Source organism: Leifsonia sp. YAF41, assembly GCF_052113185.1.
GTDB lineage: Bacteria > Actinomycetota > Actinomycetes > Actinomycetales > Microbacteriaceae > Cryobacterium.
Map to the genome: position 1 here is coordinate 158,087 of NZ_JBFRCS010000001.1, position 25,905 is coordinate 183,991.

The 25,905-nt window shown below is 64.6% G+C and carries 25 protein-coding genes; 7 read left to right on the forward strand and 18 right to left on the reverse strand.

Translation table 11 applies throughout. The features are described 5' to 3' along the window. Positions 1-6: 6 nt before the first annotated feature. Both AB4Y63_RS00780 and AB4Y63_RS00785 read right to left on the reverse strand, forming a co-directional pair. Positions 7-2,364 carry an arylsulfatase gene (locus tag AB4Y63_RS00780; RefSeq protein WP_441789120.1) on the reverse strand — a complete coding sequence of 786 codons (2,358 nt, stop codon included), beginning with the start codon at positions 2,362-2,364 and terminating at the stop codon, positions 7-9. A 129-nt stretch (positions 2,365-2,493) separates the two neighbouring features. Continuing rightward, on the reverse strand, positions 2,494-3,075 hold the full coding sequence (locus AB4Y63_RS00785; RefSeq protein WP_441789121.1) for an HhH-GPD-type base excision DNA repair protein: 582 nt from the start codon (positions 3,073-3,075) through the stop codon (positions 2,494-2,496). Positions 3,076-3,260: 185 nt separating this feature from the next. Between AB4Y63_RS00785 and AB4Y63_RS00790 the strand changes: the two genes are divergently transcribed. Next, positions 3,261-4,022, forward strand: coding sequence for a sulfite exporter TauE/SafE family protein (locus AB4Y63_RS00790; RefSeq protein WP_441789122.1), 762 nt, complete (start codon positions 3,261-3,263; stop codon positions 4,020-4,022). A gap of 54 nt (positions 4,023-4,076) precedes the next feature. Here the strand turns inward: AB4Y63_RS00790 and AB4Y63_RS00795 are convergent, their stop codons facing one another. Genes AB4Y63_RS00795 through AB4Y63_RS00805 form a run of 3 tightly spaced genes read right to left on the reverse strand, consistent with a single transcriptional unit; the run spans position 4,077 to position 6,329 of the window. Continuing rightward, positions 4,077-4,799: an NUDIX hydrolase gene (locus AB4Y63_RS00795; RefSeq protein ID WP_441789123.1), complete on the reverse strand. Its 723-nt coding sequence runs from the start codon at positions 4,797-4,799 to the stop codon at positions 4,077-4,079. Between the two features lie 4 nt (positions 4,800-4,803). Further along, complete coding sequence (locus AB4Y63_RS00800) at positions 4,804-5,673, reverse strand: cytochrome c biogenesis CcdA family protein (protein ID WP_441789124.1); 870 nt, start codon at positions 5,671-5,673, stop codon at positions 4,804-4,806. After that, positions 5,673-6,329 (reverse strand): DsbA family protein, encoded by a 657-nt coding sequence (locus AB4Y63_RS00805; RefSeq protein ID WP_441789125.1) that lies wholly within the window; start codon positions 6,327-6,329, stop codon positions 5,673-5,675. Before AB4Y63_RS00805 ends, AB4Y63_RS00800 begins: the two co-directional genes overlap by 1 nt. Before the next feature lie 308 nt (positions 6,330-6,637). Between AB4Y63_RS00805 and AB4Y63_RS00810 the strand changes: the two genes are divergently transcribed. Continuing rightward, complete coding sequence (locus AB4Y63_RS00810; protein ID WP_441789126.1) at positions 6,638-7,189, forward strand: hypothetical protein; 552 nt, start codon at positions 6,638-6,640, stop codon at positions 7,187-7,189. A 2-nt stretch (positions 7,190-7,191) separates the two neighbouring features. Here AB4Y63_RS00810 and AB4Y63_RS00815 read toward each other — a convergent pair whose 3' ends face one another. Together AB4Y63_RS00815 and AB4Y63_RS00820 are read right to left on the reverse strand one after the other, a co-directional pair. Then, the gene (locus AB4Y63_RS00815) at positions 7,192-7,635 is read right to left on the reverse strand and encodes an SRPBCC family protein (protein ID WP_441789127.1); all 444 of its coding nucleotides are present in this window, start codon (positions 7,633-7,635) and stop codon (positions 7,192-7,194) included. Beyond that, positions 7,628-7,954: an ArsR/SmtB family transcription factor gene (locus AB4Y63_RS00820; RefSeq protein ID WP_441789327.1), complete on the reverse strand. Its 327-nt coding sequence runs from the start codon at positions 7,952-7,954 to the stop codon at positions 7,628-7,630. Before AB4Y63_RS00820 ends, AB4Y63_RS00815 begins: the two co-directional genes overlap by 8 nt. 120 nt (positions 7,955-8,074) lie before the next feature. Between AB4Y63_RS00820 and AB4Y63_RS00825 the strand changes: the two genes are divergently transcribed. Next, the gene (locus AB4Y63_RS00825; RefSeq protein WP_441789128.1) at positions 8,075-8,506 is read left to right on the forward strand and encodes a nuclear transport factor 2 family protein; all 432 of its coding nucleotides are present in this window, start codon (positions 8,075-8,077) and stop codon (positions 8,504-8,506) included. 24 nt (positions 8,507-8,530) lie between these two features. On the opposite strand, the gene AB4Y63_RS00830 is transcribed toward AB4Y63_RS00825, so the two are convergent. Beyond that, a complete protein-coding gene (locus tag AB4Y63_RS00830; RefSeq protein ID WP_441789129.1) occupies positions 8,531-9,706 on the reverse strand; it encodes a DmpA family aminopeptidase in 1,176 nt (391 codons plus the stop codon). 133 nt (positions 9,707-9,839) lie between these two features. Here AB4Y63_RS00830 and AB4Y63_RS00835 point away from each other — a divergent pair, with 133 nt between their 5' ends. Further along, positions 9,840-11,321 carry an APC family permease gene (locus AB4Y63_RS00835; protein ID WP_441789130.1) on the forward strand — a complete coding sequence of 494 codons (1,482 nt, stop codon included), beginning with the start codon at positions 9,840-9,842 and terminating at the stop codon, positions 11,319-11,321. A gap of 23 nt (positions 11,322-11,344) precedes the next feature. Then, positions 11,345-11,986 carry a TetR/AcrR family transcriptional regulator gene (locus AB4Y63_RS00840; protein ID WP_441789131.1) on the forward strand — a complete coding sequence of 214 codons (642 nt, stop codon included), beginning with the start codon at positions 11,345-11,347 and terminating at the stop codon, positions 11,984-11,986. Here the strand turns inward: AB4Y63_RS00840 and AB4Y63_RS00845 are convergent. The 4 genes from AB4Y63_RS00845 to AB4Y63_RS00860 form a co-directional block, all read right to left on the reverse strand. Further along, entirely contained in the window at positions 11,949-13,070 is a 1,122-nt protein-coding gene (locus AB4Y63_RS00845; RefSeq protein ID WP_441789132.1) for a DUF998 domain-containing protein, read from the reverse strand. The genes AB4Y63_RS00840 and AB4Y63_RS00845 overlap by 38 nt on opposite strands. 24 nt (positions 13,071-13,094) lie before the next feature. Further along, on the reverse strand, positions 13,095-14,708 hold the full coding sequence (locus tag AB4Y63_RS00850) for an MFS transporter (RefSeq protein WP_441789133.1): 1,614 nt from the start codon (positions 14,706-14,708) through the stop codon (positions 13,095-13,097). A gap of 42 nt (positions 14,709-14,750) precedes the next feature. Continuing rightward, entirely contained in the window at positions 14,751-15,155 is a 405-nt protein-coding gene (locus tag AB4Y63_RS00855) for a DUF7144 family membrane protein (protein WP_441789134.1), read from the reverse strand. A 172-nt stretch (positions 15,156-15,327) separates the two neighbouring features. After that, positions 15,328-15,918 carry a helix-turn-helix domain-containing protein gene (locus tag AB4Y63_RS00860; RefSeq protein ID WP_441789135.1) on the reverse strand — a complete coding sequence of 197 codons (591 nt, stop codon included), beginning with the start codon at positions 15,916-15,918 and terminating at the stop codon, positions 15,328-15,330. 47 nt (positions 15,919-15,965) lie between these two features. Between AB4Y63_RS00860 and AB4Y63_RS00865 the strand changes: the two genes are divergently transcribed. Further along, positions 15,966-16,919, forward strand: a complete 954-nt coding sequence (locus tag AB4Y63_RS00865) for a class I SAM-dependent methyltransferase (protein ID WP_441789136.1) — start codon at positions 15,966-15,968, stop codon at positions 16,917-16,919. On the opposite strand, the gene AB4Y63_RS00870 is transcribed toward AB4Y63_RS00865, so the two are convergent. From AB4Y63_RS00870 to AB4Y63_RS00890, 5 genes are all read right to left on the reverse strand, one after another. Next, entirely contained in the window at positions 16,897-17,916 is a 1,020-nt protein-coding gene (locus AB4Y63_RS00870) for a hypothetical protein (RefSeq protein WP_441789137.1), read from the reverse strand. The genes AB4Y63_RS00865 and AB4Y63_RS00870 overlap by 23 nt on opposite strands. Before the next feature lie 50 nt (positions 17,917-17,966). Beyond that, complete coding sequence (locus tag AB4Y63_RS00875) at positions 17,967-18,818, reverse strand: phytanoyl-CoA dioxygenase family protein (RefSeq protein WP_441789138.1); 852 nt, start codon at positions 18,816-18,818, stop codon at positions 17,967-17,969. 129 nt (positions 18,819-18,947) lie between these two features. Next, the gene (locus tag AB4Y63_RS00880; RefSeq protein ID WP_441789139.1) at positions 18,948-19,805 is read right to left on the reverse strand and encodes a helix-turn-helix domain-containing protein; all 858 of its coding nucleotides are present in this window, start codon (positions 19,803-19,805) and stop codon (positions 18,948-18,950) included. Positions 19,806-20,033: 228 nt separating this feature from the next. Beyond that, entirely contained in the window at positions 20,034-21,509 is a 1,476-nt protein-coding gene (locus tag AB4Y63_RS00885) for a CoA transferase (RefSeq protein WP_441789140.1), read from the reverse strand. 56 nt (positions 21,510-21,565) lie between these two features. Further along, the gene (locus tag AB4Y63_RS00890; protein ID WP_441789141.1) at positions 21,566-22,684 is read right to left on the reverse strand and encodes an AI-2E family transporter; all 1,119 of its coding nucleotides are present in this window, start codon (positions 22,682-22,684) and stop codon (positions 21,566-21,568) included. Positions 22,685-23,052: 368 nt separating this feature from the next. Here AB4Y63_RS00890 and AB4Y63_RS00895 point away from each other — a divergent pair, with 368 nt between their 5' ends. After that, the gene (locus tag AB4Y63_RS00895; protein ID WP_441789142.1) at positions 23,053-23,544 is read left to right on the forward strand and encodes an FBP domain-containing protein; all 492 of its coding nucleotides are present in this window, start codon (positions 23,053-23,055) and stop codon (positions 23,542-23,544) included. Positions 23,545-23,657: 113 nt separating this feature from the next. Here the strand turns inward: AB4Y63_RS00895 and AB4Y63_RS00900 are convergent, their stop codons facing one another. Then, positions 23,658-25,901 (reverse strand): alpha-galactosidase, encoded by a 2,244-nt coding sequence (locus AB4Y63_RS00900; protein ID WP_441789143.1) that lies wholly within the window; start codon positions 25,899-25,901, stop codon positions 23,658-23,660. Positions 25,902-25,905: the final 4 nt, after the last annotated feature.

Genomic DNA, 25,905 nt, shown 5'->3' on the forward strand with positions numbered 1-25,905 from the left:
AGTTGGCTATTCACGCATGAGCATGGCCTGCGCCTCGCGCTCGACATCGACATAGGGCTCCCCGCTGACCTCGACGCGCACACGATGCAGGGTGCCGCCGGTGAACGACCACGGATCCGAGCCCGGGTAGTCCATCGTCACGGGTGCGCCGCTGTCACGGCCAACGGTGAGTCCTTCTCCCGCAAGCGAGAACTTGCCGGGCTGGGTGGCGATTCGCACTCTCGCCACTTCTTTGTCACCGTGGTACAGCGACAGCATCCCCGTCGCGCGATGCATCTCGTCTTGGCCATCTTTCACGAAAGATGCGGCGACGATCAGGTTCGTCCCGGTCGGAAGGTCTTCGCTCGCAACGACCATCTGCTCGAGAGTGCCGACGACATTATTCACGTAGTGCAGGCGGTGGTTCTTGACGTAGAGCGCGTGCCCACCGAACAGCGACCCTTGCGCGAAAAGTACGCCTTCGGCATCCGTCGACGGCAAGTCGACGAGCGCACCGATGATGAACGACCGGCTGCGGATGTTGACCGCTTGCGACTCCGGCACTTCGGCGGTGCCCGGGAAGTAGACGTACCGGTCGCGGGCTTCAGCGATGACCGGTCGTGGCGTCATGACGATCTCGAAGGCCGAACGATCGTCGAGCGGGAAGGCCCCGTTCCGACCGGCCTCTGCATACCAGAGGTCGACCAGTTCACGCAGTTTGCCCGGCTGTTCCGACGCGAGATTGTGCAGCTCCGCGCGATCCACGTCGGTGTGATAGAGCTCCCATTCGTCGTCGTGAAAATGCCCCCAGCCGCTCAGCGTCGGGTGGTTGGTGATAGCTTTCCAGCCGTCGTGCCAGACCGCCCGAGATCCCAGCATCGAGTAAAACTGCGTGTGTCGTTCTGAGGGGGCGTCGGCCGTGTCGAACGAGTAGCGCATGCTCACTCCGTCGAAGCCGCTCTGCTCGTGCCCCTTGATGCGTGCCGGAGGCTCGACCCCCAGCACATCGAGGATGGTCGGAACGATGTCGACGGCGTGATGGTATTGCGGACGCAGCTCGCCTCTGGACACCAGCCCGGCCGGCCACGACATGATGCACGGGTCGCTCGTTCCGCCGTTGAACTCGTAGCGCTTCCACATTTTGAACGGGGTGTTGAAGGCCATCGCCCAGCCGTTCGGGTAATGGTTGTAAGTGGCCACCCCGCCGAGTTCATCGAGTTTAGTGAGGTTGTCGGCCATATCGTCGGGAACGCCGTTGATGAATTTCATCTCGTTGACCGATCCGTTCGGACCGCCCTCGCCGCTGGCCCCGTTGTCGGAGACGACGACGATCAATGTGTTCTCCCGGTCTCCGGATTCTTCGAGATAGTCGAGCAGGCGTCCGATCTGGTGATCTGCGTGAGAGAGGAACCCGGCATAGACCTCGGCCATTCGGGAGAAGAGCCGTTTCTCGTCATCTCCGAGCGAGTCCCAGGGACGGGTTTCGTCCATGACCGGGAAGGGGAGTCCGTCGGGGCCGGTCCGTGTGGACGGAGTTCCGATTGGGTTCATCGGCGGCAGCACGGTGTCGGCCGGAACGATTCCCATGGTCTTCTGCCGTGCCAACGTCTCGCCACGAATCGCCTCGTAGCCCTGGTCGAACTTTCCGGCGTAGCGGTCGGCCCATTCCTTCGGAGCGTGATGCGGTGCGTGGGCCGCGCCTGGAGCGTAGTACAGAAAATACGGCTTGTCCGGAGCGATCGCTTTCGCATCCCGGATGAACTCGAGAGCTTTGTCGGTGATATCGATGGAGAAGTGATAGCCATCCTCCGGGCTCTTCGGTTGCTCGGTGGGGTGGTTGTCGTAGATGAGCTCGGGGTACCACTGGTTCGTCTCAGCGCCGAGAAATCCATACGAGCGTTCGAAGCCACGGCCCGACGGCCAGTTGCGCCGAGTGGACGCCACATTCATCTCGACCTCCGGGCACAGGTGCCATTTGCCGACCATGTAGGTGTTCCAGCCCAGGTCCCCCAGAACTTCCGACAGCATCCCGTTGGCCGCGGGGATCGTGCCGCTCGCGTTCGGAAAGCCGATTGCGGCCTCGGTGATGCACGCCATACTGTTGCGCGTGTGATTGCGCCCGGTGAGCAGGCAGGAGCGTGTCGGCGAGCAGAGGGCCGTCGTGTGCCATTGGGTGTAGCGTATGCCGTCGGCCGCGATCCGGTCGATGTTCGGGGTGTCGATCGGCCCGCCATACGACGACATCGCGGAGTAGCCGACATCGTCCAAAACTATGAACACCACGTTCGGCGCCCCGGGAGGGGCCGTCGGCGGCTGGAAAGGCTCCCAGTCAGGGACCGAGTCTCTGATGTCCATGTTGATGGTGCCGCTGAAGGGTTTCGACATGAGGATTCCGTTCTCCCTGGACCGACGGTGTGGCGGTTCACGCTCGGACCTTAGACAGGAGGTCGACTCGACGCTAGAGACGAAGGTCCCGTGACCCCGCCTCACGTCGGCGGTCACGGTTCCCGCCGATCACGCCTTCTGCGCAGCGCCCTTTGCTGCTGCCTTCGCTGCCTTCTTGTTCTCGCGCACACGCGCCAACGACTCGGGGTCAACGATGTCGGCCACCGACATGTACGCATCGGTGTCACCGTAGTGTCCGGCCGCCTCGCGCCAGCCCGCGGCAGTGACGCCGCGCTGCTTGCCGAGCAGCGCCAGGAAGATTCGCGCCTTCTGCTCGCCGAAGCCCGGCAGCGCCTTCAACCGGCGCAGAATCTCGGCACCGTCGGGTTCACCCTTGGCCCAGATGAGTGAGGCATCGTTGTCCCATTCGTCACGCACGGCGGCGCACAGCGCCTGGGTGCGTGCGGCCATGGAACCCGGGAACCGGTGGACCGCCGGGCTCTGCTTGAACACCTCGATGAAGGCATCCGGTTCGTAGCCGGCAATCGTCGCGGCATCGACCGATCCGATGCGGTCACGAATCTTCGCCGGGCCCGCGAAGGCGGACTCCATGGTCACCTGCTGGTCGAGGAGCATGCCGACGAGCAGGGCGAGGGGGTTCTCGGTCAGAAGGGTGTCGGCGTCGGTGTCGCCGGTGATGTGGAGGTCCATGCTGCAATCCTGCCACTCACCTCCGCTGCCGGTGTGTGTGGGAGCGATTTCACCGGCGGGAGCCTCGGCCCGGCCCGGGCAGCAGCCGACCCGCTGGGCCGCTACGATCGGATCGGCCCTGATCGACGAATTGTTTCGGACAGCGCACAATCGAAGGGCGTAATCGTCGTGACTGGAGTCGTTCTGTGAGCATTGTCGAAGTCGTCGTGCTCTTCGTCGCCGGCACCCTGGCCGGCGCGATCAATGCAGTCGTCGGTTCCGGCTCCCTGATCACCTTTCCGGCCCTGTTGGCGCTCGGCTACCCGCCGGTGCTCGCCAACGTCACGAACAACGTCGGCATGGTGCCCGGCTCCATCGCCAGCACGATCACCTACCGTCGCCTCCTGGCCGGGCAGTGGAAACACCTCAGCGTGATTGCCACGTTCTCGGCTGCGGGCGGTGTCGCAGGTGCTCTGCTGTTGCTGCAGCTGCCCGCCGAGGCGTTTCGGATGATCGTCCCGGCGCTCATCGTGATCGCCCTCCTGCTGGTGGTCTTCGGCCCCGTCGTCAAAAGTTGGTCGGCCGCGCACGCCAACCGACCCGATCAACCGGAGAAGAAGGCGCCGCTGTTCACCGCGGCGGCTCTGACCGGCGTCTACGGAGGATACTTCGGCGCCGCTCAGGGCGTGCTGTTGTTGGGCTTTCTGCCGCTGCTCATCAAGGGCGGACTCCAACGGGCGAATGCCTACAAGAACGTGATGGCCGGCGCCGCAAACTTCTCGGCAGCGCTCGTCTTTGTGGCCTTCAGCGAGGTGGCGTGGGGGGCCGCGCTGGTCATCGCCGTCGGCGCCTTTCTCGGCGGCACGCTCGGCGGAAGGTATGGCCAGAAATTGCCGCAGAGCGTCTACCGGGTGTTCATCGTCATTGTCGGTATCGCGGCGCTCAGCTACTTCGTCGTGACCGGGTAGCGGCGACCGAACCAGTTGCCCGACAACGGGCGACCCTCTGGTTGGTGCTGCCGCTCAGAGTTGGAACTGCACGACCCGGCCGGAGTCCCATGGCGTCGCCCAACCCAGCTCATCGAACAGCCGAGACAGTACGAGCGCGGTGAAGCCCCAGATGAGCCTGCCGTCGACGGTGAACGCCGGCATGCGAAGGGTGCGGATGCCGACGGCATGCTCGGTGTGCGCGCGGTTGGCCGGGTCGAGCAGGTCGGCAACCGGAATCCGGAACACCTCGACGGTCTCCTCGTGGTCAACGGCCGCAACCTCCGACGGGTGCGTCCACCAGGCCAACACCGGTGTGACGAGGTGATTGCTCACGGCCAGCGGAAGCTCGGCCAGCGTGCCGAGCGTTTCAAGTCCGTCGGGGTCGAGCCCAGTCTCCTCGACCGCTTCGCGGAGTGCTGCGGCCGTGGGGTCGACATCCGTTTCCTCGAGGCGGCCGCCTGGGAAGGCGATCTGTCCCGGGTGGCTGCCGAGTGTCGCCGCGCGGCGGAGCAGCAGCACGTCGAGGTCGCGCGGCACCGGGGACACCGCCGATTCCTCGGCAGGTTCTGTCGTCACATCCGCAGAGTGCGGAGTGGCCGCTGGCACCGAATCGAGCACCCCAAACAGGATCAGGACTGCGGCGCGGCGCGCGTGGGCGACGTCGGGCAGGACGCGAGACACGTCGGCGTTCCAATCGATTCCGCGTTCGCAGAGCGCCTGAAGCTCGGCGCGAGGTCCATCGGTCAGCGAGTGCATCTGCTCAGCCTACGAAGGATGCCGGAGAATCGTCGCGTTCCCGGTCTTCTTCACTGCCTGGTAATTCAGACGCGCGTGCACGCCGACGCAGGGCGATGGTTGCAACGGCACCAGCGACGACGAGTGCGCCGATCATGACGACGACGTTCGGGATGCTTCCGCCCAGATCCACGACCCAAGACTCGAGGGCGAAGACGGCGCTGGTCGACACGATGCCGCCGAACCCTTCAGCGCCCACGAGGAGAAGGAACACACCGAGGGTCAGCGAGAGCAGCCCCGAGACGATGGCGTGCCAGCTGTTCGTCCAGCGACCGATGCGCAGCATACGGGGCCGAACCCACGCTCGGCGATTCCGCTGGATTCTCTTCCAGACGAGGGCAAGAACGAGCAGTGGCACGGTCATCCCGAGCGCGTAGATCGCAAGCAGGATGCCGCCATAGGTCGGGTTCGCCCCGACCGCTGCCATCGTCAGTACGGAGCCGAGGATGGGACCCGTACACACGCCGGCGACGCCGTAGGCGGCACCAAGCACGTAGACAGTGATGGTGCTCCCCGTGTCAGCCGGGTCGCGGCGACCCACTGCCGGTAGAGAGATGCCGAGCATCTGAACAAGACCAAGCACAATCACCAACACCGCAGCAACGGATATCAGTTCGCTTTGATAGCGCAGAAGGAAGGCCCCGATCGTGCCGGCAAGGATGCCGAGAGGGACCAGGGTTGTTACGAGGCCAAGGTAGAAAACGCCGGTGCGGCCCACCAGCGTCGCCGGGTTGGTGAAGGCATAGGCGAAGAACGCTGGGAGCAGCATCACTGAACAGGGGCTGAGTAGGCTCAATACCCCACCGAGAAGCGCCCCGAGGTAACCGATATCCATCAGTGGCCCACAGCAGCCAGCTCCTGCGCGATGACCTCGCGGAACACCGCGAGCGGCTGCGCTCCGCGCACGGCGGTATTTCCGACGACAAATGTGGGAGTGCTGGCCACCCCGATCCTTGTCGACTCCTGCGCCTCGCGCGCGACCCGCTGTGCGTGGGCCGGGTCGTCGAGGGCATCAGTGAAGGCCTTGACATCGAGTTCGGGGATCGAGGAGGCGATCGCGAGCAGGGCCTCACTGTCCCAGTTCGTCTTGCTGGTTGGCGAGGTCGCGAAGAGGGCCGCGTTGTACTCCCAGAACAACCCCTGCGCACCCGCGGCATGAGCGGCGATCGCGGCATCCGGCGAAGTTGCGCCGAGCACCGGCGCGTCGCGCCACTCAATGCGCACGAGCCCCGACTCGACATAGTCGGTCAGCACCGTCGGCAGCACCTCGTTGGTGAAGACCGCACAGTAGGCGCATCGGAAGTCGGCATACTCAATGATGACGAGAGGCGCGTCGACCGCACCCTTCGCCGCGGTGTCGGCCGGGTCACGGCGGGCGAGCTGGGAGAGTTGCGGTGCCGCAGACTCGCCGGCCCCGGGTTCTGGCTCCGCCGCGGATGCGCTCGCGGAAGGCGACACCACGGTGCCCGCTTCGGGCTGATTCTGTGCCACAGCGCCGACAATTCCCACTGCGAGGACGACAACGCCACCGATGATCCATGCGGCTGGGCGGCGGAGCCTCCGCCGGGAGCCTCCGCTCATTCTCGCTGCGGATGTTCCTGCGGGTTGTGTTGCCAAAGCTGTGACGCCTCCGGTATCGAGATTCGGGTGATGAGGCGTAGTGAACGACCCCCCTGTACGACGCTACACGAGTGGATGCCTCCGACTCTCGTCGGCCTGATCACTCCTGTCGCGCTGGTTGCCCCGAACTCGCGGAATCAGGTTCGGTTCCCGCTAATCTTCCGAATATGGATGCCACAGTGAGCGACGGGAGCACCCCGAGGCGGGTCAGGCACCCGCTTGTCGGATTGGCCGTCGTGGGCGTGAGCCTCACTGTCTGGTGGCCCGCGTTCACGCTCGGCGCGTGGGGGCAACTCTTCTTCGACCAGGTGCTCACCGTCTGGGTGGCGGCAACCGCGACATTTGTGGTCGTCGCGTTTCAGCCCCGACCGTCACCCCACCGCATCCGTCGCCTGATCGCGCTGGCCATTCCGAGCGTCTGGCTCGCGCTCTCCTTCGCCGGGCGCCCCGGTGGCGGTCCGATCCTCGTCGGTATCGACGCGCTCGCCTTCGTCATTGCGATCGCCGGAGTCCCGTTCACCAGCTGGGTTCTGGCCCGCATCTTCTGGCCCGATTTCGGCGACGGCATCCCCCGCCGAATTGTCGCCCTCGGTCTGGCCGTGATCGCCCTGATGGTCGTGGCCAGTTTCGTGCTGGGAACACAGCAAGCTCGTTTTCTGACCTGCCAGGATTTTGCGCTCAGCGGAAATTCAAACCCACCCGGATGCGTGGATGCGACCACCGGCCGCTGACTTCACTGGCTTCGAAGCGGCAGTGGAATCCACGTGTCGAGGGGTGCGACATCGCCCCGGCAGACGATCGACAGCCGCGGGAGAAAGTGCGCCCACCCCTCAATGTGGCCGGCGACCCGGAGGTCGGGCAACCCACTGTGCAGAAGGTCGACCCGGGTACCTGAGTCGGTGGGTATGAGGGTGAAACTCACTTGGGATGCGCCGGGAGGCAGATCCTCGCTTCCGGCGACGCCCCAGGACACGACGACTCGGTGCGGCCGATCGACCTCCAGAAAGGTGCCACGAATCGGGGAGCCGGCGATGTCGACCTCGAAGACGCCTCCGGCACGCGCGTCGAGTACCGCGTGCTCCCCCATCCACAGGGTGAGTCCCTCCGCCGTCACGAGATACTCGAACACCACCTCCGGACTGGCGGGGATCTCAATCGACGATGCATGTTCAGCCATTGGCTCGATCCCGTCCTGCTTCGACGGCCGTTTGAAGGGCTGCAAGCTTGCCTGGCCAGAAGCCGTCGAGATACGACCGCACTGCCCCGAACCCGTCATCATTCACCAGGAACAAATGCCGGGTTCCCGCCCGAGTCTCGACGACCAACCCGGCGCTTCGAAGCACGCCGAGGTGGTGGGATGTCGTTTGCTGCGAGAGGCCGACGCCCCCGGCGATTTCACCGACCGACCGCGGACTCGACTGAATCTCCGTGAGGATCGCGCGCCGGTTTGCATCGGCGAGCGCTCGCAAAGCCTGGTCGAGCATCGGTGCTGACATCACTGTCACCTCCGCAATCTAGGTTGTTTCCGTTATACCACCAACAACCCCTTGTACAAGTGGTCATTTGTGGTCTAGGTTGGCGGCAAGATTCCAGGGAGATTCCAGGGAGAACGCATCATGACCAGCACATCAGGCATCAGCACACCAGATACCAGCACGCCCGACACCAGCCCTGTCGCGGCATCCGTCGCCCGCCGCTATATCGAAGCGGTGAGCGCACACGACCTCGCCCCGCTCGATCAGCTTCTCGACGAGGCGTTGGCCGCCCGTTTTGCCGGTGCAACCCTCGACAAATCCGCGTGGATCGGAGCGCTCGGCCGGCTGCTTCCCGCGCTCGTGCGCAATGACATCCGCGAGGTCTTCAGTGCCGGCGACCGCGCCTGTGTCGTCTACGACTTCGTCACGGACACCGAGGCCGGCGCCGTGCGCTGCATCGAGCTACTGTCTGTCACCGACGGGCGGATTCGCGAGATTGAACTCGTTCTGGATCGCGTCGCATTCGCACCGGTGAATCAGGCACTCGCCGAGCGCGCCGCGCTCCGGCGCTGACCAGGGTCTCTCTTCGCCCTCGATTCAATTCGCAGGCTCGTCGCCCGCGGAGGAAGGTGCCGGACCGAAGGCCGCCACAATTTCCTCGTGCGGCAGACGATAGCTTGCGTGCCCCGCGCGCCCCACCATGTCTTCCGCGGCGACGAGAACGTTGAGCACGCTTTCGTCAACCGCCTCGACGACCGATTCATAGAGTGCGTCGATCGACCCCCAGGGCAGGAAGGTCAAGCTCTCGAGTCGGGAGGTCTCGTCTGGCACCTCCATGCGCGAGCTGAGCGCCCCGGGGTTGGCCGTTGAAAATGCGAGAAAGATATCTCCCGAGAAATGGCTTCCCGTCGTGCCACTCCGGGCCAAGCCGAGGGGCACCCGCCGCGCCAGCGCCGCGCATTGGCCGGGGAGAAGCGGGGCGTCGGTGGCGATGATCACGATCACGCTGCCGGCTCCCCCGACGGCCCGCCCTCCGCCATCGGCTGCGAGCCAGTCGTCGTCGGCTTCAATCGGGCTCGGGGCTGCTGACTGCCGGCCGAGCGGCACCCCTGACACACGGAGTTCCTTGCGAGATCCAAAGTTCGCCTGTGTGAACACACCGAGCGTGTACTCGGCTCCGTCGATGGTGATCACCCGCGAGGCAGTACCGCTGCCCCCCTTGAACCCATAGCAATTCATGCCTGTTCCGCCGCCGACGTTTCCTTCGGGTACCGGCCCCGGGCTCGCCCGGTCGAGTGCCATGCCCGCATCGTCAGACTCGACGTGCTGCCCGTTGATCTCGTTGAGATAGCCGTCCCAGGTCTCGGCAACGACCGGCAGCATCCACTGCGCCGAGACCTCACGATTCGTGCGGTGGAGCCACTCATTGACCCCACGATGCACCGCGCCGACCGAGTGCGAGTTGGTGATGGCGATGGGAAGGGCGAGCGATCCCGACTCGTCGATCCACGCGCGACCGGTCATCTCTCCGTTTCCATTGAGCGAGTAGGTGCCCGCGGCACACGGCACGCCGACCCCGTCCTTTCCGCGAGGCAGGATCGCGGTGACGCCCGTGCGTGCCACGGCGTCATCGGTGTCACGGATTACCGTCACCATGCCGACGAGGACGCCGGGGACATCGGTGATTGCGTTGTGATGCCCCGTCACACCGTCGAGTGGAATTCCGAAGGACCGCGCGCGCGGCCGGGTCGAGTCAGCCGGGAGAATACTCATAGCACCCCAATCAAGGATTTAAACGGATCTCAGATATTCTTGCATGCCCCTTACAAACAGTGACAGAAACCCATACACTCAGTCTGAACTTAGTTCAGAACATGTCCAGACACAGTGATTCGAGGAGTCAACGATGACCCAGCACAACATCACCCACCGCGCGCCAGCGGGGCCGCCCGTCGAAAATCGTCTGGCCGCCGGCCGCTTGGGAACCTGGGACATCGTCTTCTTCGTTCTCTCGGCTGCCGCGCCGCTCACCGTGGTTGTGAGCTCGGCGCCGACTGCCTTCCGCATCGGCGGAATCGGTGCGCCGGGAGCAATGCTGGTCGCCGGCGTCGTGTTGATTTTCTTCGCAATCGGATTTACCGCGATGTCGAAGTCGGTCAAGAACTCCGGTGCGTTCTACGCGTATGTGTCGCGTGGAATCAGTAAGCCGGTCGGGATCGGGATCGCTCTGGTCACTCTCTTCGCGTATCTGTTTCTCACGATCTGCTTTTACGCGTATTTCGGGTTCTACGCCGAGTTCACCGCGGAAGAGTTGTTTGGAGTCGTGCTGCCGTGGTGGATCTGGGCATTCGGCGCACTGGCCGTCGTCGCTCTTCTCGGCTACCGCCAGATCGACGTCGGCGCCAAGGTGCTCGCAGTTCTGCTGACCGCCGAAATTGCCGTGCTGCTCGTATTCTCCATCGCCGTCATCATCGGCGGTGGGCCGGAACAGTGGAGCCTGGCGCCCTTCAACCCGGAATACATCTTCTTCGGCACCTCCTCGGGGATGCTCTTCGTGACAGCGTTCGGCGCATTCCTCGGTTTTGAGAGCACCGCAATCTATGCCGAGGAGGCGAAACGCCCCGAGCGCACCATCCCGATGGCCACGTTCATCGCCGTCGCTTTCCTGGCAGTGTTCTACGCCGGAACCTTCTGGATTCTGACCGTCGCCTTCGGCGTCGACGGCGTGATCGAGCTCGCACTCGGAGACGGATTCGAAACGATGGTGATCACAGGCGCCGGGCAGGCCGTCGGCCCGTGGGCTGCCTGGGTCATGAAACTTCTCATCGTGACGAGCTTTCTCGCCTGCCTGATCGCATTCCACAATGCATCGAGCCGGTACACCTTCAACCTCGGTCGGGATCGGCTGATCCCCCGAGCGTTCGGCCGCACACATCCCACCACGCATGCGCCGCACATCGCGAGCTTTGCGATCAGCGCGGTCTGCGCTGTTGCGATCGTCCTCGCCGCGTTGCTCGGTTCCGACCCGTTCCTCGGCCTCGGCCTCTGGACCTACGCCACGGGAGTGCAGGGGTTGGTGTTCGCCCAGGCGGCCGCCGCGGTGGCCGTGGTGATGTACTTCGCGAAAGACCGTCAAGGGCACAGCGCCTGGCGCGTCGTCGTGGCACCGGTGATCGGCGCGCTGGGCCTCATCGTGAGCTTCGTGTTGATCGTGACCAACTTCGAGTTCGTCACCGGTTTGGTGGGGCCGGTCAACTGGCTGCTGCTGATGCCCACCCCCGTGCTCTTGTTCGTCGGAATTGTCTACGGTCTGGTCATTCGCCGACGCGCGCCCCAGCACTACGGCGCGCTCACCGAGACGATCTCGACGGTCGAGCGGGTCGAGTAGAGCCCGCCCCATAGACTGACGCTGTGAGCAAGACTGAGCGGCAAGCGATACGACGAGGCGAACTCGTCTCGGCATTCTGGAAAGTCGCCTCCCGCGGCTCCGCCGGCGTGAATGTTCGGGCAGTAGCCGCCGAAGCCAAGGTGAGTCCGGCCAGTGTGCTCTACTACTTTCCGAGCATGGACGCGCTGGCCACGACGGCGCTTGACGGGGTGATGGAGGAGTTCTATGAGCGCCGCAAGGTGCTCACGGAGCTACCGCTCAGCGCCACCGACCGACTCGCTTTACTCATCCAGGGCGGCATCCCGGAAGTCGTCAGTGACGAACTGAAGTGGGTGTACGCCAACAACGCCTCAGTCATCGAGAATCCGTCGTTGCAGGCGCTCCACCGATCGCTCACCGAACGGCAGGTGATGCTCTTTCGCACCCTCATTGAGATCGGCCGGGCCGTCGGAGAATTCGAACCCGTGCATCCGTCAGATGAGATCGCACGATGCATCGTCGCACTCGAGGATTCATTCGGGTTTTACCCGTTGATTGGGATGACACCCCCGCGTGCCGTGCTCCTGCAGCACATCAGGGACTATGCCGAGTTGAGCCTCCGATGCTCCCTGCCCCGGCCGGAAGACGTCATTGCTCGCTCGGCTGCGTCTCCGGCGCAGTCGTGACAACCTCGCTCAGCCGGCTCGACATCGCACCGCTATTGCGCAGAAACAGGATGATCCATCCAAAGACGAGCAGGAACGCGACAAGCTCGACCGCGGTCAGGTTGTAGTAGCCGGTGATGAAAAACACTGCGAGCGCCACGATCACTCCGACGAAAATGTAGCCGAGCAGCACAAAGACGCGCGGCATTGCGGGAATCCAGCGGCGGAGGCTGAGCACCATTGTCACGAAAATGATCGCCATCCCGCTTGCCGAGACATTGTGGGCCGTGAGGAATTTGTCGACCGGGAAGAGGCCGACACAGGCCAGAAGGATGCCCATCACGACCAACGCGAGCCGCACGAGATTCCGTCCGCGCAATTCTCGTTCGTTCGCAACGGGGATCGCGGCCGTCGCGTAGTGGGCGATGGTCGTCACGATGACGCCGGCGATGATCAGGGTGACGTTGAAGGTGAGCGACGAGACATCGTCAGAGATTCCCAGGGTGCTCAGATTCTTCTGCCACCAGTACGGGTCGGTGGCGCTCAACATGCTTGCGAAGGTACCGACGACGAGGAATGCGGCGAGGATCACCGAGAAGAGCATCGGGGTGAGGCGCACTGCCGAGAGCACGACGATGTATGCCGTGACGGCAATGGCCGCTCCGGCCAGCACCGCCGCCGCGAGCGAGTACACGACAGCACCGGTGAAACTCTTCTCAAGCAGGTTCGCGATGCCCAGCCAGCCGAGCAGTGCGATGATCGCGTGGGCGAGTGCCAGTGCGGCGACGTCGAACCAGTGCAGGCGCACACCCGGCATATCAAGTCGGTTCCAGACTCCGCGACCGTCGTTCCCACGCGAATTCATGATTATTCGCGCCAGTGCGAAGACCACAATCGCGGCAGTTGCCGAACCCAGCGCCACGAACTGTCCGATCGAACCCGGGCCGGAGATCGGCAGGTCACCGCTCCCCCAGAACCACAGCGCGGCCACGATGCCCGATACGACGAAGACGATGGCGCCGACGACAAGCGCCGACGACTCGAGCGACTCCGAGTTCGCAACGGGCCGACGGAGCAACCGTCGGATCGGTGTTGATTGGCTCATCTGACCCCCGCTTTCCTGCGGCGCCTACTTCTTCGCATCCGCATTTTGCTTTTTGCCGGCAATTTCAATCGGGATGCCGCGGGAGAACACCAGAGACCCCACTGCGATCACGATGAGCCCGAAGAACCCCACACGCAGGGATCCAAGCTGGGACTCCTGGTAGATGTCGGCAAGCGTTGCGGATTCCTCGGCGGAGAGTCCCGCCTCCCGCGCAAGCTCGTCGACGGTTGCGGCGGGCACGATCTCCACGCCGCCTACTGTCGCCTCGTTCACAATTGATCGCGCTTCGGGCGAAACGTCGCTGTCGGCAACTCCCGTCGCGAACGACGTCGAGAGGGCGCCGATCAGGATGGACCCGATCAAGGCGGTTCCGAGCGAGGATCCCAAGTTCTGGAACACTCCCTGTAATCCGCCGACCTCGCTCGATTCTTTCTCCGACACGCTCGACATGTTCACGTTGCCGAGCTGGGAGGCCAGGAGCCCGAGCGCGGTTCCGGCGAGGAACATTCCGGTGGCGAAGAGTCCACTCCGCAGATCGGGAGTCACCGACCAGAGCAGCAGGAACGCGCTGCCCACAAGAATGAGTTGACCGGTCCTCACGATGCGGCGCGGACCCCAGACCCGCGACAGGCCTGTTCCCACGATCGAGAAGAGGATAAGTGAAATGGAGAGCGGGAAGATCTTGATGCCGGTCTGCAGGGCGTCCAGCCCCAGGGTCATCTGCAGGTAGACTGGCACCATGAAGAAGAGCCCGGCGGTGACCGCGTACTGGGCCCCGAGCACGCTCAGGCCACTGCGCAATTGCCGGATTGAGAACTTTTCGACGCGCAACAGTGGCGGGCGGCCGATGGCGACGAGGTGCTGCTGACGTCGGACAAAGAGGTAGAGCAGTACAGCGCCGAGAACCATCAGCCAGGCCGTGAGGGAGATGCCCAGCGGCGCGATCGGTGCTCCCGCGACCTCGGGCGACTGCAGCGGGATGACCCATCCCCACGTCTTGCTCTGCAGCATCCCGAACACGATGAGCACCAGGCCCGCTGCCGAGAGCAGCACGCTCAACACATCGATGCGCACGGACTGTCGCGGGGTGGGATCGTTGATCACGCGGGCGAAGAGCACCACCACGGCCATGATCACGACCTCAGCGACGAAGACGTAGCGCCAACTGAAGTAGGTGGTGACGAAGCCGCCGATCAGTGGGCCGGCGGCGACCGCGGCACCGGAAACTGCTCCGATTGTCGCGAAAGCCGTGATGCGGGCACGCCCTTGATAATTGTCGGCGACCAGAGCGGCGATGGCGGGGATGACCAGGACCGCTCCCAGCCCCTCGATGATTGACCAACCGAGGAACAGCAGTTGCACGTTCGGGCTGAAAGCGGTGATCAGCGATCCCAGCGCATAGATGCAGGAGCCGATCACGAACGCCCGACGACGCCCCCACACGTCGCCGAGCTTCGCACCGAGCAGCATCATCGACGCCATGGTGAGTGTGTAAAACGTGATCGCCGCCTGCATCGCTGCGACGGTGGTGTCCAGGTCGGCGACCACGGTGGAGATCGAAACGTTCATCACGGTGCCGTCGAGCACCATCACGAACTGAGCACAGGCCAAGATGATGACGACAGACCACTTTTTCATGACCTGTGTCCCCCTTCGCCCCGGACTACCCTTCGCCCCGGACTACCCCTCGTCTGAGCGAAGCTCGCGGCCGTGTGCGGTGAGCGCGTAGATGATCAGCACGTCCATTCCGATGACGATGATCGCCCACCACGGCTGGGCCGGAATGAGCATCATTTGAACGACAGCGCTGATGACCGCGAGGATGATGGCAACCACCCGCGCCCAGGTCGCCCCGGTGAACAGCGCCAATGCCGTGAGAATGAGCAGGATGCCGATGATGAGGTTCCACCATCCCCAGCCGGCGACGTCAAAGAGGTAGAGCGAGCCCTCGGTGGCGACGTAGTACGTGTTAGGTCCGATCAGGGCGACGAGGCCCTGGATTCCGCTGAAGATTCCACTGACGAGAATGATGACGCCCGCGAACCGAGCCCAGCCGACCCATCCGGTTTCTTTGACAGTACTCATTTTTCGACCACCTATTCGTTGAAGAGCGAAATGCTCTGCTGTCGACCTCTCGGCCTCGTTGCACTGGTGGAGCTATTACTGAGGGTCATTATGCTCGCGCTCGTCGTCGCCGGTCAATATTTTTGCCTGACGGGTCGGCCCGAGCGCCACGGCTCGTGCTGGCGAGTACTGGCTAGTGCTCGGGACCGACAGCTGTCGTGTGCATGTGGGCGCGTTCACCGTCGTGGTCGAAGATCGTGAGAATCTCTACCGGGCCGTCGTGTGCACCGATGACGTGAGGCACCATCGTCGAGAACTCGGCGGCGTCGCCCTCGCCCACCAGGACGACCCGGTCACCCAGCTGCAAGCTGACGGTTCCGGAGAGCACCGTGAACCATTCGCGGCCCGGGTGCACTTGCACATGCTCTGCTCCGGCAGGCCGTTCGGGCGTGATGCGCATCTTCGCGACCGTCATTCCGCGCGACGACGGCTCGCGCGACAGCAACCATGTCGTCAGCCCGGGAGCGTGTTGTGGTTCTGGTCTGATGATCACGTCGTCGTCATCGATGGGCTCGACCAGTTGATCGAGCGTCGTATCGAGCGCCCGGGCGATGAGCACCAGCTGGTCGAGAGCGATTCTGCGGTGGCCCGTTTCGATGCGGCTCAGCGTCGACGGGCTGAGAAAGCACCGTGCGGCGAGAGTGTCGAGTGACCATCCCCGTGCCAGGCGCAGTCCACGGATGCGTTTCCGCACCACGGATTCCAATTCAATGTCTTGCGGCATACGCAAGAGTGTATGCGCTGAGCGCACAGCGAGGTTAGCGTGGAGGCATGGCGCCTTCAGCTCAGCACCCTCCGCACGGTCAGTCTCAGCACGGTCAGGATCAGCACGGTCAAACGCAGGACCGGCGCAGTCACGGTGCCAGTCGGAGTGCCGAGCACGTGCACGGTACCGAGCACAGCCACGGTGACGAATCGGGCATGGCCGACATGCTCGATCTCGACGCCGAAGTTCTCGCATCCCAGCTGGCGAAGGTGATCGACTGGGCGGGGCAGCTCGGCAGTGGCACTCCCGGAAGAATCGCCGATGTCGGAGCGGGTACCGGAACCGGGAGTCTTGCACTCGCCCGGCGCTTTGCCGAGGCGGAGATCGTCGCCCTCGATGTGTCGCCGGGCATGCTCGAGCGTCTCGTGGCGTCATCGATCGAGCAGGGGCTGGCCGAACGGATGAGCACGGTCCAGGCCGATCTCGACGCCGCCTGGCCCGAGGCGGGCCGGTTCGATCTCGTCTGGGCCGCTTCGTCACTGCACCACTTTGCGGAGGTGGATCGGGTGCTTCGCGACATCCTGACCGCTCTGAACCCCGGCGGCCTTTTCGTGGCCGTGGAGATGGATGGGTTTCCCCGTGTGCTCCCCGACGACCTGGGGTTCGGACGTCCTGGCCTCGAGACGCGCCTGCACGACGTCATCGCTCGCCGCGGCTGGAACGCGCACCCCGACTGGCAGGTGAACCTGGCGTCCGCAGGCTTCGAGATGATCGAACGGCGCGTCTTCACCGCCGATCTGAACCCGGCGCCGCCGATCACTGGTCGCTATGCCCACGCCTTTCTCAGCCGAGTTCGCACGGGCCTGACCGACGAACTGGCCGCCGACGACCTGGCTGCACTCGATCGCCTTCTGGTGGTTGACGGGCCGGACAGCGTTCTGCAGCGCGGTGACTTGACGGTGCGAAGTAGCCGCACGGCGTGGGCGGCGCGCCGAGCTACTGAGCGCCCAACGGCCTGAGCATGATCAGTCGACCGCCGATCACCCACTCCGTCACCGCGATCGCCCCCGACCGAGTGACGGCGATGCCGTGAGGGCTTCGAAATGTCCCGGCCGGCATCGGGGTTCTCTCGACGACATCCCCCGCGAGCGTGTTCGGCCAACCGACTTCTGTCGACGGGGCGCCATCACCGAGCCGCGCCACGACGCGGTCGTCGGGGTCGAATGCGACGATGGCGCCGAACAGCTCGGTAACCCAGAGCAGATTCCCGTCGATGGCGAACCCGGAAGGACTCGACAGCTCGCCCAGCCCGATCGTGCGGAGAAAGCGGCCATCCAGGTCGAGGGCGACGATGCGCTTGTTGCCCCGATCGGCGACTAGCAGCTCAGGACTGTCCCGGCGCGTGTCGACGATGATCGCGTGGGGAGAATCGAAGGCAGTGCCGCTGTCGCTGCCGTCGTCGCTCCAGACCACCTCCCCGTCACGGGAAAAACAGTGAACGTAGCTGGTGCCATAACCGTCGGCGACCCAGACGCGACCGCCGTCCTCCGCCGGCTCACTGGTGACATCCGTCGGCCGCCAGCCTCGGAGCCATTCCGGGAGCGTGGCGGCCTCGAGCGTCTGGAGGATGCTCCCCTCGGCACTCACACGCAGCACCTGTCCTGGCCGATCGATCTCACGGCGCTCACCGCCGTCGCGTGATCCGTATTTCTCGCCGTGGTCGGCCACCCAGATCGAATAGTCTCCGTCGAACGCGTCAACGCTCATCCCATGGCACTCCGTGACGCCGAGCATCACACCGCGACGTGCATCCGTGTCGGTCAGGTGCACGAACGCCTGCCCATCGGGAGATGCCGCGATGAAACCGTCACCCGAGGCGTCGACGACGACCCCGTGATGACCCCAGTCGTTGGTCGGCACCGCACTGGTCGCGTGTTCGCTCCACTGATAGCTGCGCCCCGCCAACTCGATCGTCGGTGTCGACGTGGCGACCTCCGATGTCCAGGTCTTCGTCATTGCTGTCCAAACTGTCGGAGTTGTTCGATGTTCGCCGGTCGACCAGTGGTCTACAGGCCGTCGTCCTCGTGCCAGTGCTCCTGCCAACGCCAGTCGATCGGCTCTGACGCACGCTGGTAGCGGATGTCGGTCGACAGCCGGATGCGACCACCCGGGTCGACGTTGTCGGTGCTGGCATGCACCACGTAGGAGGAGTGCACGACGACGTCGCCCGCGGTGAAGTCGGCCAGAAGCCACCGTGCGTCGTGCTTCTCGGCCAACCCTGGCAAATCCGCGGTGATCGACGCGGCGGGTCGGCGATGTCCGCGTTCCCGTTCATCGGCGAGCGCCCAGTGATGGCTTCCTTCGAGATAGGTGAGGCCACCCATTTCTGGCGGGCAGTCCCCCAACGGAATCCACATCGAGAGCACGCGTTCGCTCCCCTCGCGAAGATAGACGAGGTCGTAGTGGGCCTGAGTGGCAGTGCCGATGCCGGTCTCGCCCGGCATCAGGTGCCGGATGATCTTGCGTTTGTGGAGGTGTACATCGTCGCCGAGAAACCACTGGAACCAACCCTTGATCTTGGGGTGGGTCGTCAACGCTTCGTAGCGCGCGCCTGGCACGATCTCGCTGAAGAGAACGTTGTGCACCGTCTCACGATCGGCGCGAGTCGTGGCGCCGATGCCGTCTGCCGGGTTCGTTCCCGGGGCGATGATTCCGGTGTCGGCCAACGTGGTGAAATAGTAGCGGCGAAAGTCGTTGACGAGTTCAGCCTCGAGCTGCTGCGGCAAGTAGAGGTAGCCGTCGCGGCGCAGTAGCTCCCAGAGGGCGTCCTTGTCGGCGCGGGCGGATTCCGGAACCGGTTCGAGCCGGCCGAGTCTCGCCTCAGAGTCATCGAGGGTGTATCCGTTGGAGGTAAGCATCCATCAAGAATCGGCGAGTCTTGGACTATGCGCCATAGATTATCCGGCGTGATCATTGGACTTTTCGGCGGCGTCGCCTGGTCCTTGGACAATTCGCCCGCTGGTGAAGCTGCGTCGGCAGCGTCGCGGCTACAGCTTGTCGAGCTCGGTATGAATGGATCGCGCCTGCTGCAGACGGAACACCGTTGGCGCGACGCCGACTCGACGGGTGAACAGTCGCGAGAAGTAGGCCGGATCGTCGTAGCCGACGCGCTCGGCAATCACACCGATGTCGAGCCCCGTCTCGGCCAACAACGCCTGAGCCTTTGCAATCCGCACCTCGATCACGAAGTCGCCCAGTGTGCGCCCGGTGGCAGCCTTGACTCTCGCGCTCAGCACACCCACCGACATCCCGACCTGGCGTGCTCGGTCGGCGACATCCAGTCGGCGCGCGGCATCCTGAGCCAACTGGTTCAGATAGGGGGGAAGATCGGTCGCTTCGTCGCTCGCATCGACTGCATCGACGATGGCGAGCAGGAGGCGTTGGGTGGCGAGTGAAGCCGCCAATTCTGACCGTGCCCCCACCGTCGCCAGGGATGCCCGCAGCTTAGCGAAAAGCAGGTCGGCGCCGTCAATCGGCCGCTCCAGGGACAGCACCGGGTGGGTACGGTTGCCCACTCCCAGTTCTTCAAACGCGGCGAAAGACTCCCCGGCGAACAATATCCAGTGCTCGTTCCAGCCCTCTCGGTCAGGACCGTAGCCGTGTTCGACGCCCGGGAAGAGCCAGACCACGGCAGGAGCCTGAATGGGGACGCTCGGTGCGCCAGGTGCGGACGTGTAGGTGCCGCTCCCCTCGGAGACGTAGACGAGTGCGCGCGTCGGGAGTTTTCTCTGCCGGAATGGAGGAGAGAATCCCGCTTGCTCCCCCGCGCCATGACAGGCGATCAGAAACTGCCGCACGGCGTTGCGAGGTGTCGCATACAGCGACCACGGTTCAATGATGTCCACTGCGACTGATCCTAGCGAAGCGTGATGCCCGTAAATCCCAGGGTTCGAGCAGTTAGCTGGGCGGGTCCGAAATCAGGAGTGGAGGTGTGTCGCGGTGGTGGAGAGCAGACTGCTCCGCGGGCGGGACTCCGCCGACACACCTCCGCTCCTCACTTTGGGTCGGGATCAGACCGAACTGGGCGAAAAGGTGGAGAGGGTGGAGAGGATGGAAAGGGGCCGGCGCAGGCCTCACCACTCCGGCTGGTCAGACCCCAGACTGCGCGCCGGAATCGGCGCAGATGCCCGCATACCCTCGACGCGAAGGGGCATCACGAGGCGCCGCGCGGCCCCCCACTCGGTGTGCTCGATCTCAGGCGCGACGTCATTCGAGCGCTCGGGATCGATCGCCTCCTGCACCCCGACGATCCCGTAGCCGGTGAGCAGATGCGCGGTGCGCGCCAACGACAGCGAGGCCCGGCTACCCGTTTCCGAGTGGAGCCGCCGGGTGATCCCGCGCACCGCCGCCGCGGCCATCAGGTAGCCGGTGGCATGGTCGAGTGCCTGCACCGGCAGCGGGGTGGGCTTGTCACGGTGCAGCTGGCGCATCCCGGCGTCCGCGATCCCGGCGCTCATCTGCACCAGGCTGTCGAAGCCGCGCCGGGTCGTCCACTCACTGGACCAGCCGTACGCATCAAGACTGACCTCGATCAGGCCGGGTCGGGCGGCGAGCCGGGTGGCGGCATCGAGGCCGACACTGTCCAGGGCGCCCGGCCGATAGCCGTGCACCAACACATCGCAGTGGTCCAGAAGCGCCAGCAGCCGTTGGCGATCATCCGCGCTCTGCAGATCGAGGCGCGCCGAGCGTTTGCCGAGCATGACATCGGGAATGACGCCGGGTTCCTCCCACCATGGCGGGTCGATGCGCAGAACATCGGCGCCGAACAAGGCGAGAAAGCGGGTGGCGATCGGCCCGGCGAGCACACGAGTCAGATCAAGCACCCGGATGCCGGCCAACGGGCGAGAAGCATCGAATGGCGCGCGGGGCGACGCCGACCCCCAGCCGGCGCCGGCAGAGTCCCCGTCTCCAGAGCCGGTGCCTGACCAGGCGATGAGCGGTTCGGCCGCGACCCGACGGCCGACCTCACTCTGCTGCCATTCGGACAGTGTCTGCAGGGACGCTGCGCAGCCACCGGCAGCGACTACCGCAGCTTCCAGGGCATCCTTCGTCCATCGGGCCACCGCATCCGCCACCTTCTCGCGGTCGGCGGGCACCCCGAGCACACGGAGGGCGGCGGCTCGGTGCGCCGGTGCATTGGTGTGCAGTCGAATCCAACCGTCGACGGTTCGATAGTCACCGGCGATCGCATCCCAGGGTGGCGGCGGTTGCCACCCGTCGGGCCGAATCGAAGAGGCGAACCACATCGAGGCCAATCGTCGATCGACCGTGACGGCCGGGCGGGTTCCCGTGGCGGCAGCGACGAGGTCGCTGAGAGCGAGACCGGCAGCGCCGATCGACGCGGTCGCCAGCTCGGTGACCGCAAACACGGAGGGCAGGTTGCCGCGACCCGTCACCGTGACATCCTGTGCCCAACGACCGAATGCCGGACCACCGGACGCGGGAGCCGACACCGGATCGGGGTCCGACGCGAGAATCTGAGCCAGCATGTCCGCGATGATCGCGCCGGAGTCGGACGGAAACCCGGCCGGAGGATCGATGGTGACCATGGAAAACCTGCTTTCTTCGCCGGCGGTGCTGCGCGCTGAGCTCGGACGCGCTGAGCTCAGGCGAGCTGTTTGCGGGGCATCACGACTTCCTTGATGATTAAGATAATCCCGGCGGAGATCGGGATGGCGACCAGCGCGCCGGCCAGGCCGAACAGGGTGGATCCGGCGAGTGCCGAGATGAGCACGACTGAGCCGGGGATTTGGACCGCCTTGCCCATCACTTTCGGGGTGAGAATATATGCCTCCACCTGCATGTAGATGAGCATGAAGATCAGAACGACGATGCCGGACGTCGGCGAGTGGATGAACGCAAGAATCGTCATCGCAATGGTGGTGAGCACCGTTCCAATCAGCGGGATGAGCGTGATGAAGAAGGCAGCGATGCCGATCAAGAATGCTCCGGGAACCCCCGTGACCACCAGCAGAATGACGCTGTAGACCGCGTTGAAGAACGCGAGGATGACCATGCCGCTGAGATAGCTTCCGAAATTCTTGAGGATGCGTTCGGAGTAGTTCATGAACGACGCCCGGTGGGAGGCGGCGACGAGCCGGTAGGCCGCTGCCTTGGTCGAGTCGTAGCTCACGATGAAGTAGATGGTCAGGATGGCGATGAAGAAGCCGGACGTGATGGCGTTGACCACCGACAGTCCAAAGCCAAGAAGACCGGATCCGACCGCCGCCCAGACCGTCGGGTCGGTGATCTCCGTGGAGACCCACGTCACGAGCGTGTTCAATGCCCCATTGCTCGCCTCATTGACCTGGTCGAACCAGCCCTGGTCTTTCATTGCCGCGACTTCCTGCGGAATGGTCGTCGCGAAGTAGCTGATCTGATTCACCACGACCGGCAGCACCACCCAGATGATGGTGACGAGCACGGCGACGATGAGCAGGATTACGGTGACGATGGCCCATCCCCGCGAGAACCTGCGGCGTTCGAACCAGCGCACGAGCGGGTCAAGGCCGACCGTTGCGAAGGCAGCGAAGAACACCGTGAAGAGCAAGGAGCTCAGCCCGTACAACGCGAGGCCGGTCGCCACCGCACCGATCGCGCCGAGCGTGAAGATGTATCCCGATGCAAACGGACCCCGACGCGCTGGAGGCGGCGGAGTTGCAGGGGCCGTCGTAGTGGCGACGCCAACGACATCGGCGACCGGAACCCGTTTCGTTGAACGCATATGCCCCACTCTCGGACTCCCGAGAGTCCTGTTCGAAATACCGAGTCGCGCTCGTGGCCCGATCACGACAATCATTGCGCGAATCTTCTCCTTCACGTCACCACGACGCGCACCCCGAGGCTCCGCTCCTCCTGAGATAGATAGGCTGGTCTCGTGAACATCTCTTCAATCGCGACGCCCACCGGGTGCTGGGAGGTCGTCGGCGGCTCGTCCTCCGGCCTCAGTCCGTCGTTCTGATCTGCCCTCACCGTTTCGGTGAGACCCGGCACAGCCGTCGCTGTCGTTTTGACCGCTGAGCCGGCGTGCTGTTGTGAACGAGGAATCCCCGTGGCGCCAGCGACCACGGGTTGAACGATTGGAGAATCACCATGCTTGCACTCGACGAAAAGACCATCCGGGCGTCATTCGTCAACGCCTCTCGAAAAGAGGTCAGCGATCTCAGTCTGCCGGCTGATTTCGCGCAGCTCGACTGGAACAAAATCGACTATCTCGGCTGGTGCGACCCCAAGTATGCCCGCCGCGCCTACATTGTGGTTCCCGTCGACGATCAGCTGGTCGGCATCCTTCTGAAACAGGCGGAGGGCTCAGCTCGCTCACGCCCGCAATGCTCCTGGTGCGAAGACGTGCACCTTCCCAACGATGTCGTGCTCTACACCGCGCGCCGCGGCGGGGCCGCCGGACGCAACGGAAACACCGTCGGAACTCTCATCTGTGCTGAGTTCGAGTGCTCGGCAAATGTGCGCAAGCCGCCGCGGATGGCGTACATCGGTTTCGACGTGGAAGCTGCGCGGGAGAAGCGGATCGCCACATTGCGCGAACGAGCAGAGACGTTTGCGTCTGGGCTGCTGCACGACGTCTAGCGCAGGCTCAGGCCCAGCCGGCGAGGCCCGACGCAGGACTCTGCAGCGGACCTCGCCGGCTCATCCACTGTCTTCTGGCTACGCCAGAGAGGATCGAGTCGGCGCGCAGACAATCAGACGCGCGTCACGACGAACAGCTGCCCCTGCTCAGGGTTGATCACCGGCATCATCACTCCGAGCGAGGCGAGCACGGCTCCGCTCAATTCCACACGGGGAGGCCCGTCGGCGAATGTGGCTTGCGTGTAATCCGAATAGCCGCCGGCCGCCGTGATCGGTCCCCACCACGGCGCCGGGCGCATGCTGTTCGGGATGCCCCCGAGCAGCACCGGTTCGACGCGATAGCGGCTCTCGGCTTCGAGCCCGGGGAGGCGAACCCGACCGGGGCTCGAAACGACGGCACGGGCCATCGAGACAAACGAATAAAGCGCTTGCGAACCGTCACTCGCGACGACGCCGTGAACGACGAGGGTGTCGTCGGGGTGGTCAAGCCGCACCAATTCACCGTTGTGGAGAACATCCCGGTACTGCTTGTGCAGATTCACCCAGGCCGTGAGCTCGGCGAGGTCCGCCGCGCTCGTGCCACGCAGGTCAAGCTCGACGCCGAGGTGCCCGAACACAGCGGTCAGGGCACGGAACGAGAGCGAGTGGGTGCGGCCTGTCGTGTGTGAGGTGGCCGAAGCGATGTGGGTGCCCATCAACTCGGGTGGCACAAGCTGGGTCGTCCACCGGTTCATCTGCTGGCGGTCGATCGGATCATTGTTGTCTGACACCCAGACCCGGTCGGTGCGGGCGAGCGCACCCAGATCGACCCGGCCGCCGCCCGACGAGCACGATTCGATTTCAAGACCCGGAAAACGGGCCTTGAGTTCGTCAACCAGCCGGTAGAACGCGAGGGTCTGCTCGTGTACCCCGGCTCGCCCCGTCGACCCGTTGCCTGCGTCGACGAGATCCCGGTTGTGATCCCACTTGATGTAAGCGATCTCATATTCATCGAGGATCGCGCAGATGGCATCCCGAATGTGGGCATAGCACTCGGGGATGCCCAGGTTCAGAACCTGCTGGTGCCGGGACTCCGGCGGGAGTCGGTCGCTCGCGGACATGATCCACTCGGGATGCGCCCGGGCCAGATCGGAATCGGCGTTGATCATCTCCGGCTCGAACCAGAGCCCGAACTGCATGCCGAGAGCACGCACGTGGTCGACGATCGGGTGCAGCCCATTCGGCCACACCTCCGGTGAGACCGTCCAGTCGCCGAGCCCAGCCCGGTCGTTCCGGCGCCCGCCGAACCAGCCATCGTCGAGAACGAAACGCTCAACGCCGATCTCAGCCGCCTTGTCGGCGAGGTCACGCAGGATGTCGGCGTCATGGTCGAAGTACACCGCCTCCCAGACGTTCAAAGTGACAGGCCGGGGCGTGCGAGGGTAACCGGCGCGCGCGCGCAGGTGCCGGTGCATCCGTTTGGCCGACTCGTCGAGCCCGACGCCGTAGATGCCGTAGACCCAGGGGCTTTCATACCGCTCGCCGCGGGCGAGACGCACCTCGCCCGGCAGCAGAAGTTCGCCGCCGCCGAGCAGTTGAACGCCGCCCTGCACGCGCTCGATCTGGTGCACGTGATTGCCTGACCACCCGGTGTGGATGCCCCAGACCTCACCTTGGGCGAATCCGAACCCGGCCACTCCCGCCGTGAGGATCATCGCGGCATCCAGGCCGGTGCGGCCGCGACGGGACTCGCGCCGATGGGTGCCGACAGTGATCGCGCGGCGCTGCGGAGCCCGTTCACCGGCCCAACGTCCGGCGAAGTCGAGAGCCTCGGTGGCGATGGACGGGGTCGGCAGGGTGAGCAGCAGGTCGTCGAGTTGGTAGATCTGCTCGCCGAGGTTCTCGATCACGGCCTGAACCTTGACGATGCCGGCCTCACTGAGTTCGACTGTGAGAATCAGTGCCAGTTCGGCTGCGGCATCGGCGGCCGTCACGACGAGCGTTCCCGCGCCGGTGTTGACGACCTCTCGGCGGTTGGCGCCTTCCTCGGCGCCTAGGCGCACACCATCAAGTGCGACGGCAGTCGTCACCCACAGGGGCGACCAGGAGGTTCCTTCGCGGGAACCGCTGACGCCCGGGCGGCCGTCCCAGCCACGAGAATGCTCGGGCAGAATCGACAACCGCACCGGGACATCCATCTCGCTGGCGGCGATCGGCAGGATGCCGGTGTCTCGCAACGCGGAGAACTCCGGCTCGCTCTGTGCTCCGATGTCGGCGCCCCAGTGCAACACAGTGGGCAGGGCTCCGTCGCTGAGGTCGAGCACGAGCGCCACGTCTCCGGCGCGCATCACGAGTCCAAGGTCGGGAGAAGTTGTCATAGTA

What these genes read in the sequence shown, in the direction of transcription:
- AB4Y63_RS00900 (WP_441789143.1), bottom strand. Translation starts at nt 25,901, where the DNA reads ATGACAACTTCTCCCGACCTTGGACTCGTGATGCGCGCCGGAGACGTG.
- AB4Y63_RS00890 (WP_441789141.1), bottom strand. Translation starts at nt 22,684, where the DNA reads ATGCGTTCAACGAAACGGGTTCCGGTCGCCGATGTCGTTGGCGTCGCC.
- AB4Y63_RS00815 (WP_441789127.1), bottom strand. Translation starts at nt 7,635, where the DNA reads ATGGCTGAACATGCATCGTCGATTGAGATCCCCGCCAGTCCGGAGGTG.
- AB4Y63_RS00855 (WP_441789134.1), bottom strand. Translation starts at nt 15,155, where the DNA reads ATGAGTACTGTCAAAGAAACCGGATGGGTCGGCTGGGCTCGGTTCGCG.
- AB4Y63_RS00795 (WP_441789123.1), bottom strand. Translation starts at nt 4,799, where the DNA reads ATGCACTCGCTGACCGATGGACCTCGCGCCGAGCTTCAGGCGCTCTGC.
- AB4Y63_RS00850 (WP_441789133.1), bottom strand. Translation starts at nt 14,708, where the DNA reads ATGAAAAAGTGGTCTGTCGTCATCATCTTGGCCTGTGCTCAGTTCGTG.
- AB4Y63_RS00875 (WP_441789138.1), bottom strand. Translation starts at nt 18,818, where the DNA reads ATGCTTACCTCCAACGGATACACCCTCGATGACTCTGAGGCGAGACTC.
- AB4Y63_RS00780 (WP_441789120.1), bottom strand. Translation starts at nt 2,364, where the DNA reads ATGTCGAAACCCTTCAGCGGCACCATCAACATGGACATCAGAGACTCG.
- AB4Y63_RS00785 (WP_441789121.1), bottom strand. Translation starts at nt 3,075, where the DNA reads ATGGACCTCCACATCACCGGCGACACCGACGCCGACACCCTTCTGACC.
- AB4Y63_RS00820 (WP_441789327.1), bottom strand. Translation starts at nt 7,954, where the DNA reads ATGTCAGCACCGATGCTCGACCAGGCTTTGCGAGCGCTCGCCGATGCA.
- AB4Y63_RS00895 (WP_441789142.1), top strand. Translation starts at nt 23,053, where the DNA reads ATGCTTGCACTCGACGAAAAGACCATCCGGGCGTCATTCGTCAACGCC.
- AB4Y63_RS00885 (WP_441789140.1), bottom strand. Translation starts at nt 21,509, where the DNA reads ATGGTCACCATCGATCCTCCGGCCGGGTTTCCGTCCGACTCCGGCGCG.
- AB4Y63_RS00835 (WP_441789130.1), top strand. Translation starts at nt 9,840, where the DNA reads ATGACCCAGCACAACATCACCCACCGCGCGCCAGCGGGGCCGCCCGTC.
- AB4Y63_RS00870 (WP_441789137.1), bottom strand. Translation starts at nt 17,916, where the DNA reads ATGACGAAGACCTGGACATCGGAGGTCGCCACGTCGACACCGACGATC.
- AB4Y63_RS00860 (WP_441789135.1), bottom strand. Translation starts at nt 15,918, where the DNA reads ATGCCGCAAGACATTGAATTGGAATCCGTGGTGCGGAAACGCATCCGT.
- AB4Y63_RS00845 (WP_441789132.1), bottom strand. Translation starts at nt 13,070, where the DNA reads ATGAGCCAATCAACACCGATCCGACGGTTGCTCCGTCGGCCCGTTGCG.
- AB4Y63_RS00865 (WP_441789136.1), top strand. Translation starts at nt 15,966, where the DNA reads ATGGCGCCTTCAGCTCAGCACCCTCCGCACGGTCAGTCTCAGCACGGT.
- AB4Y63_RS00830 (WP_441789129.1), bottom strand. Translation starts at nt 9,706, where the DNA reads ATGAGTATTCTCCCGGCTGACTCGACCCGGCCGCGCGCGCGGTCCTTC.
- AB4Y63_RS00800 (WP_441789124.1), bottom strand. Translation starts at nt 5,673, where the DNA reads ATGGATATCGGTTACCTCGGGGCGCTTCTCGGTGGGGTATTGAGCCTA.
- AB4Y63_RS00825 (WP_441789128.1), top strand. Translation starts at nt 8,075, where the DNA reads ATGACCAGCACATCAGGCATCAGCACACCAGATACCAGCACGCCCGAC.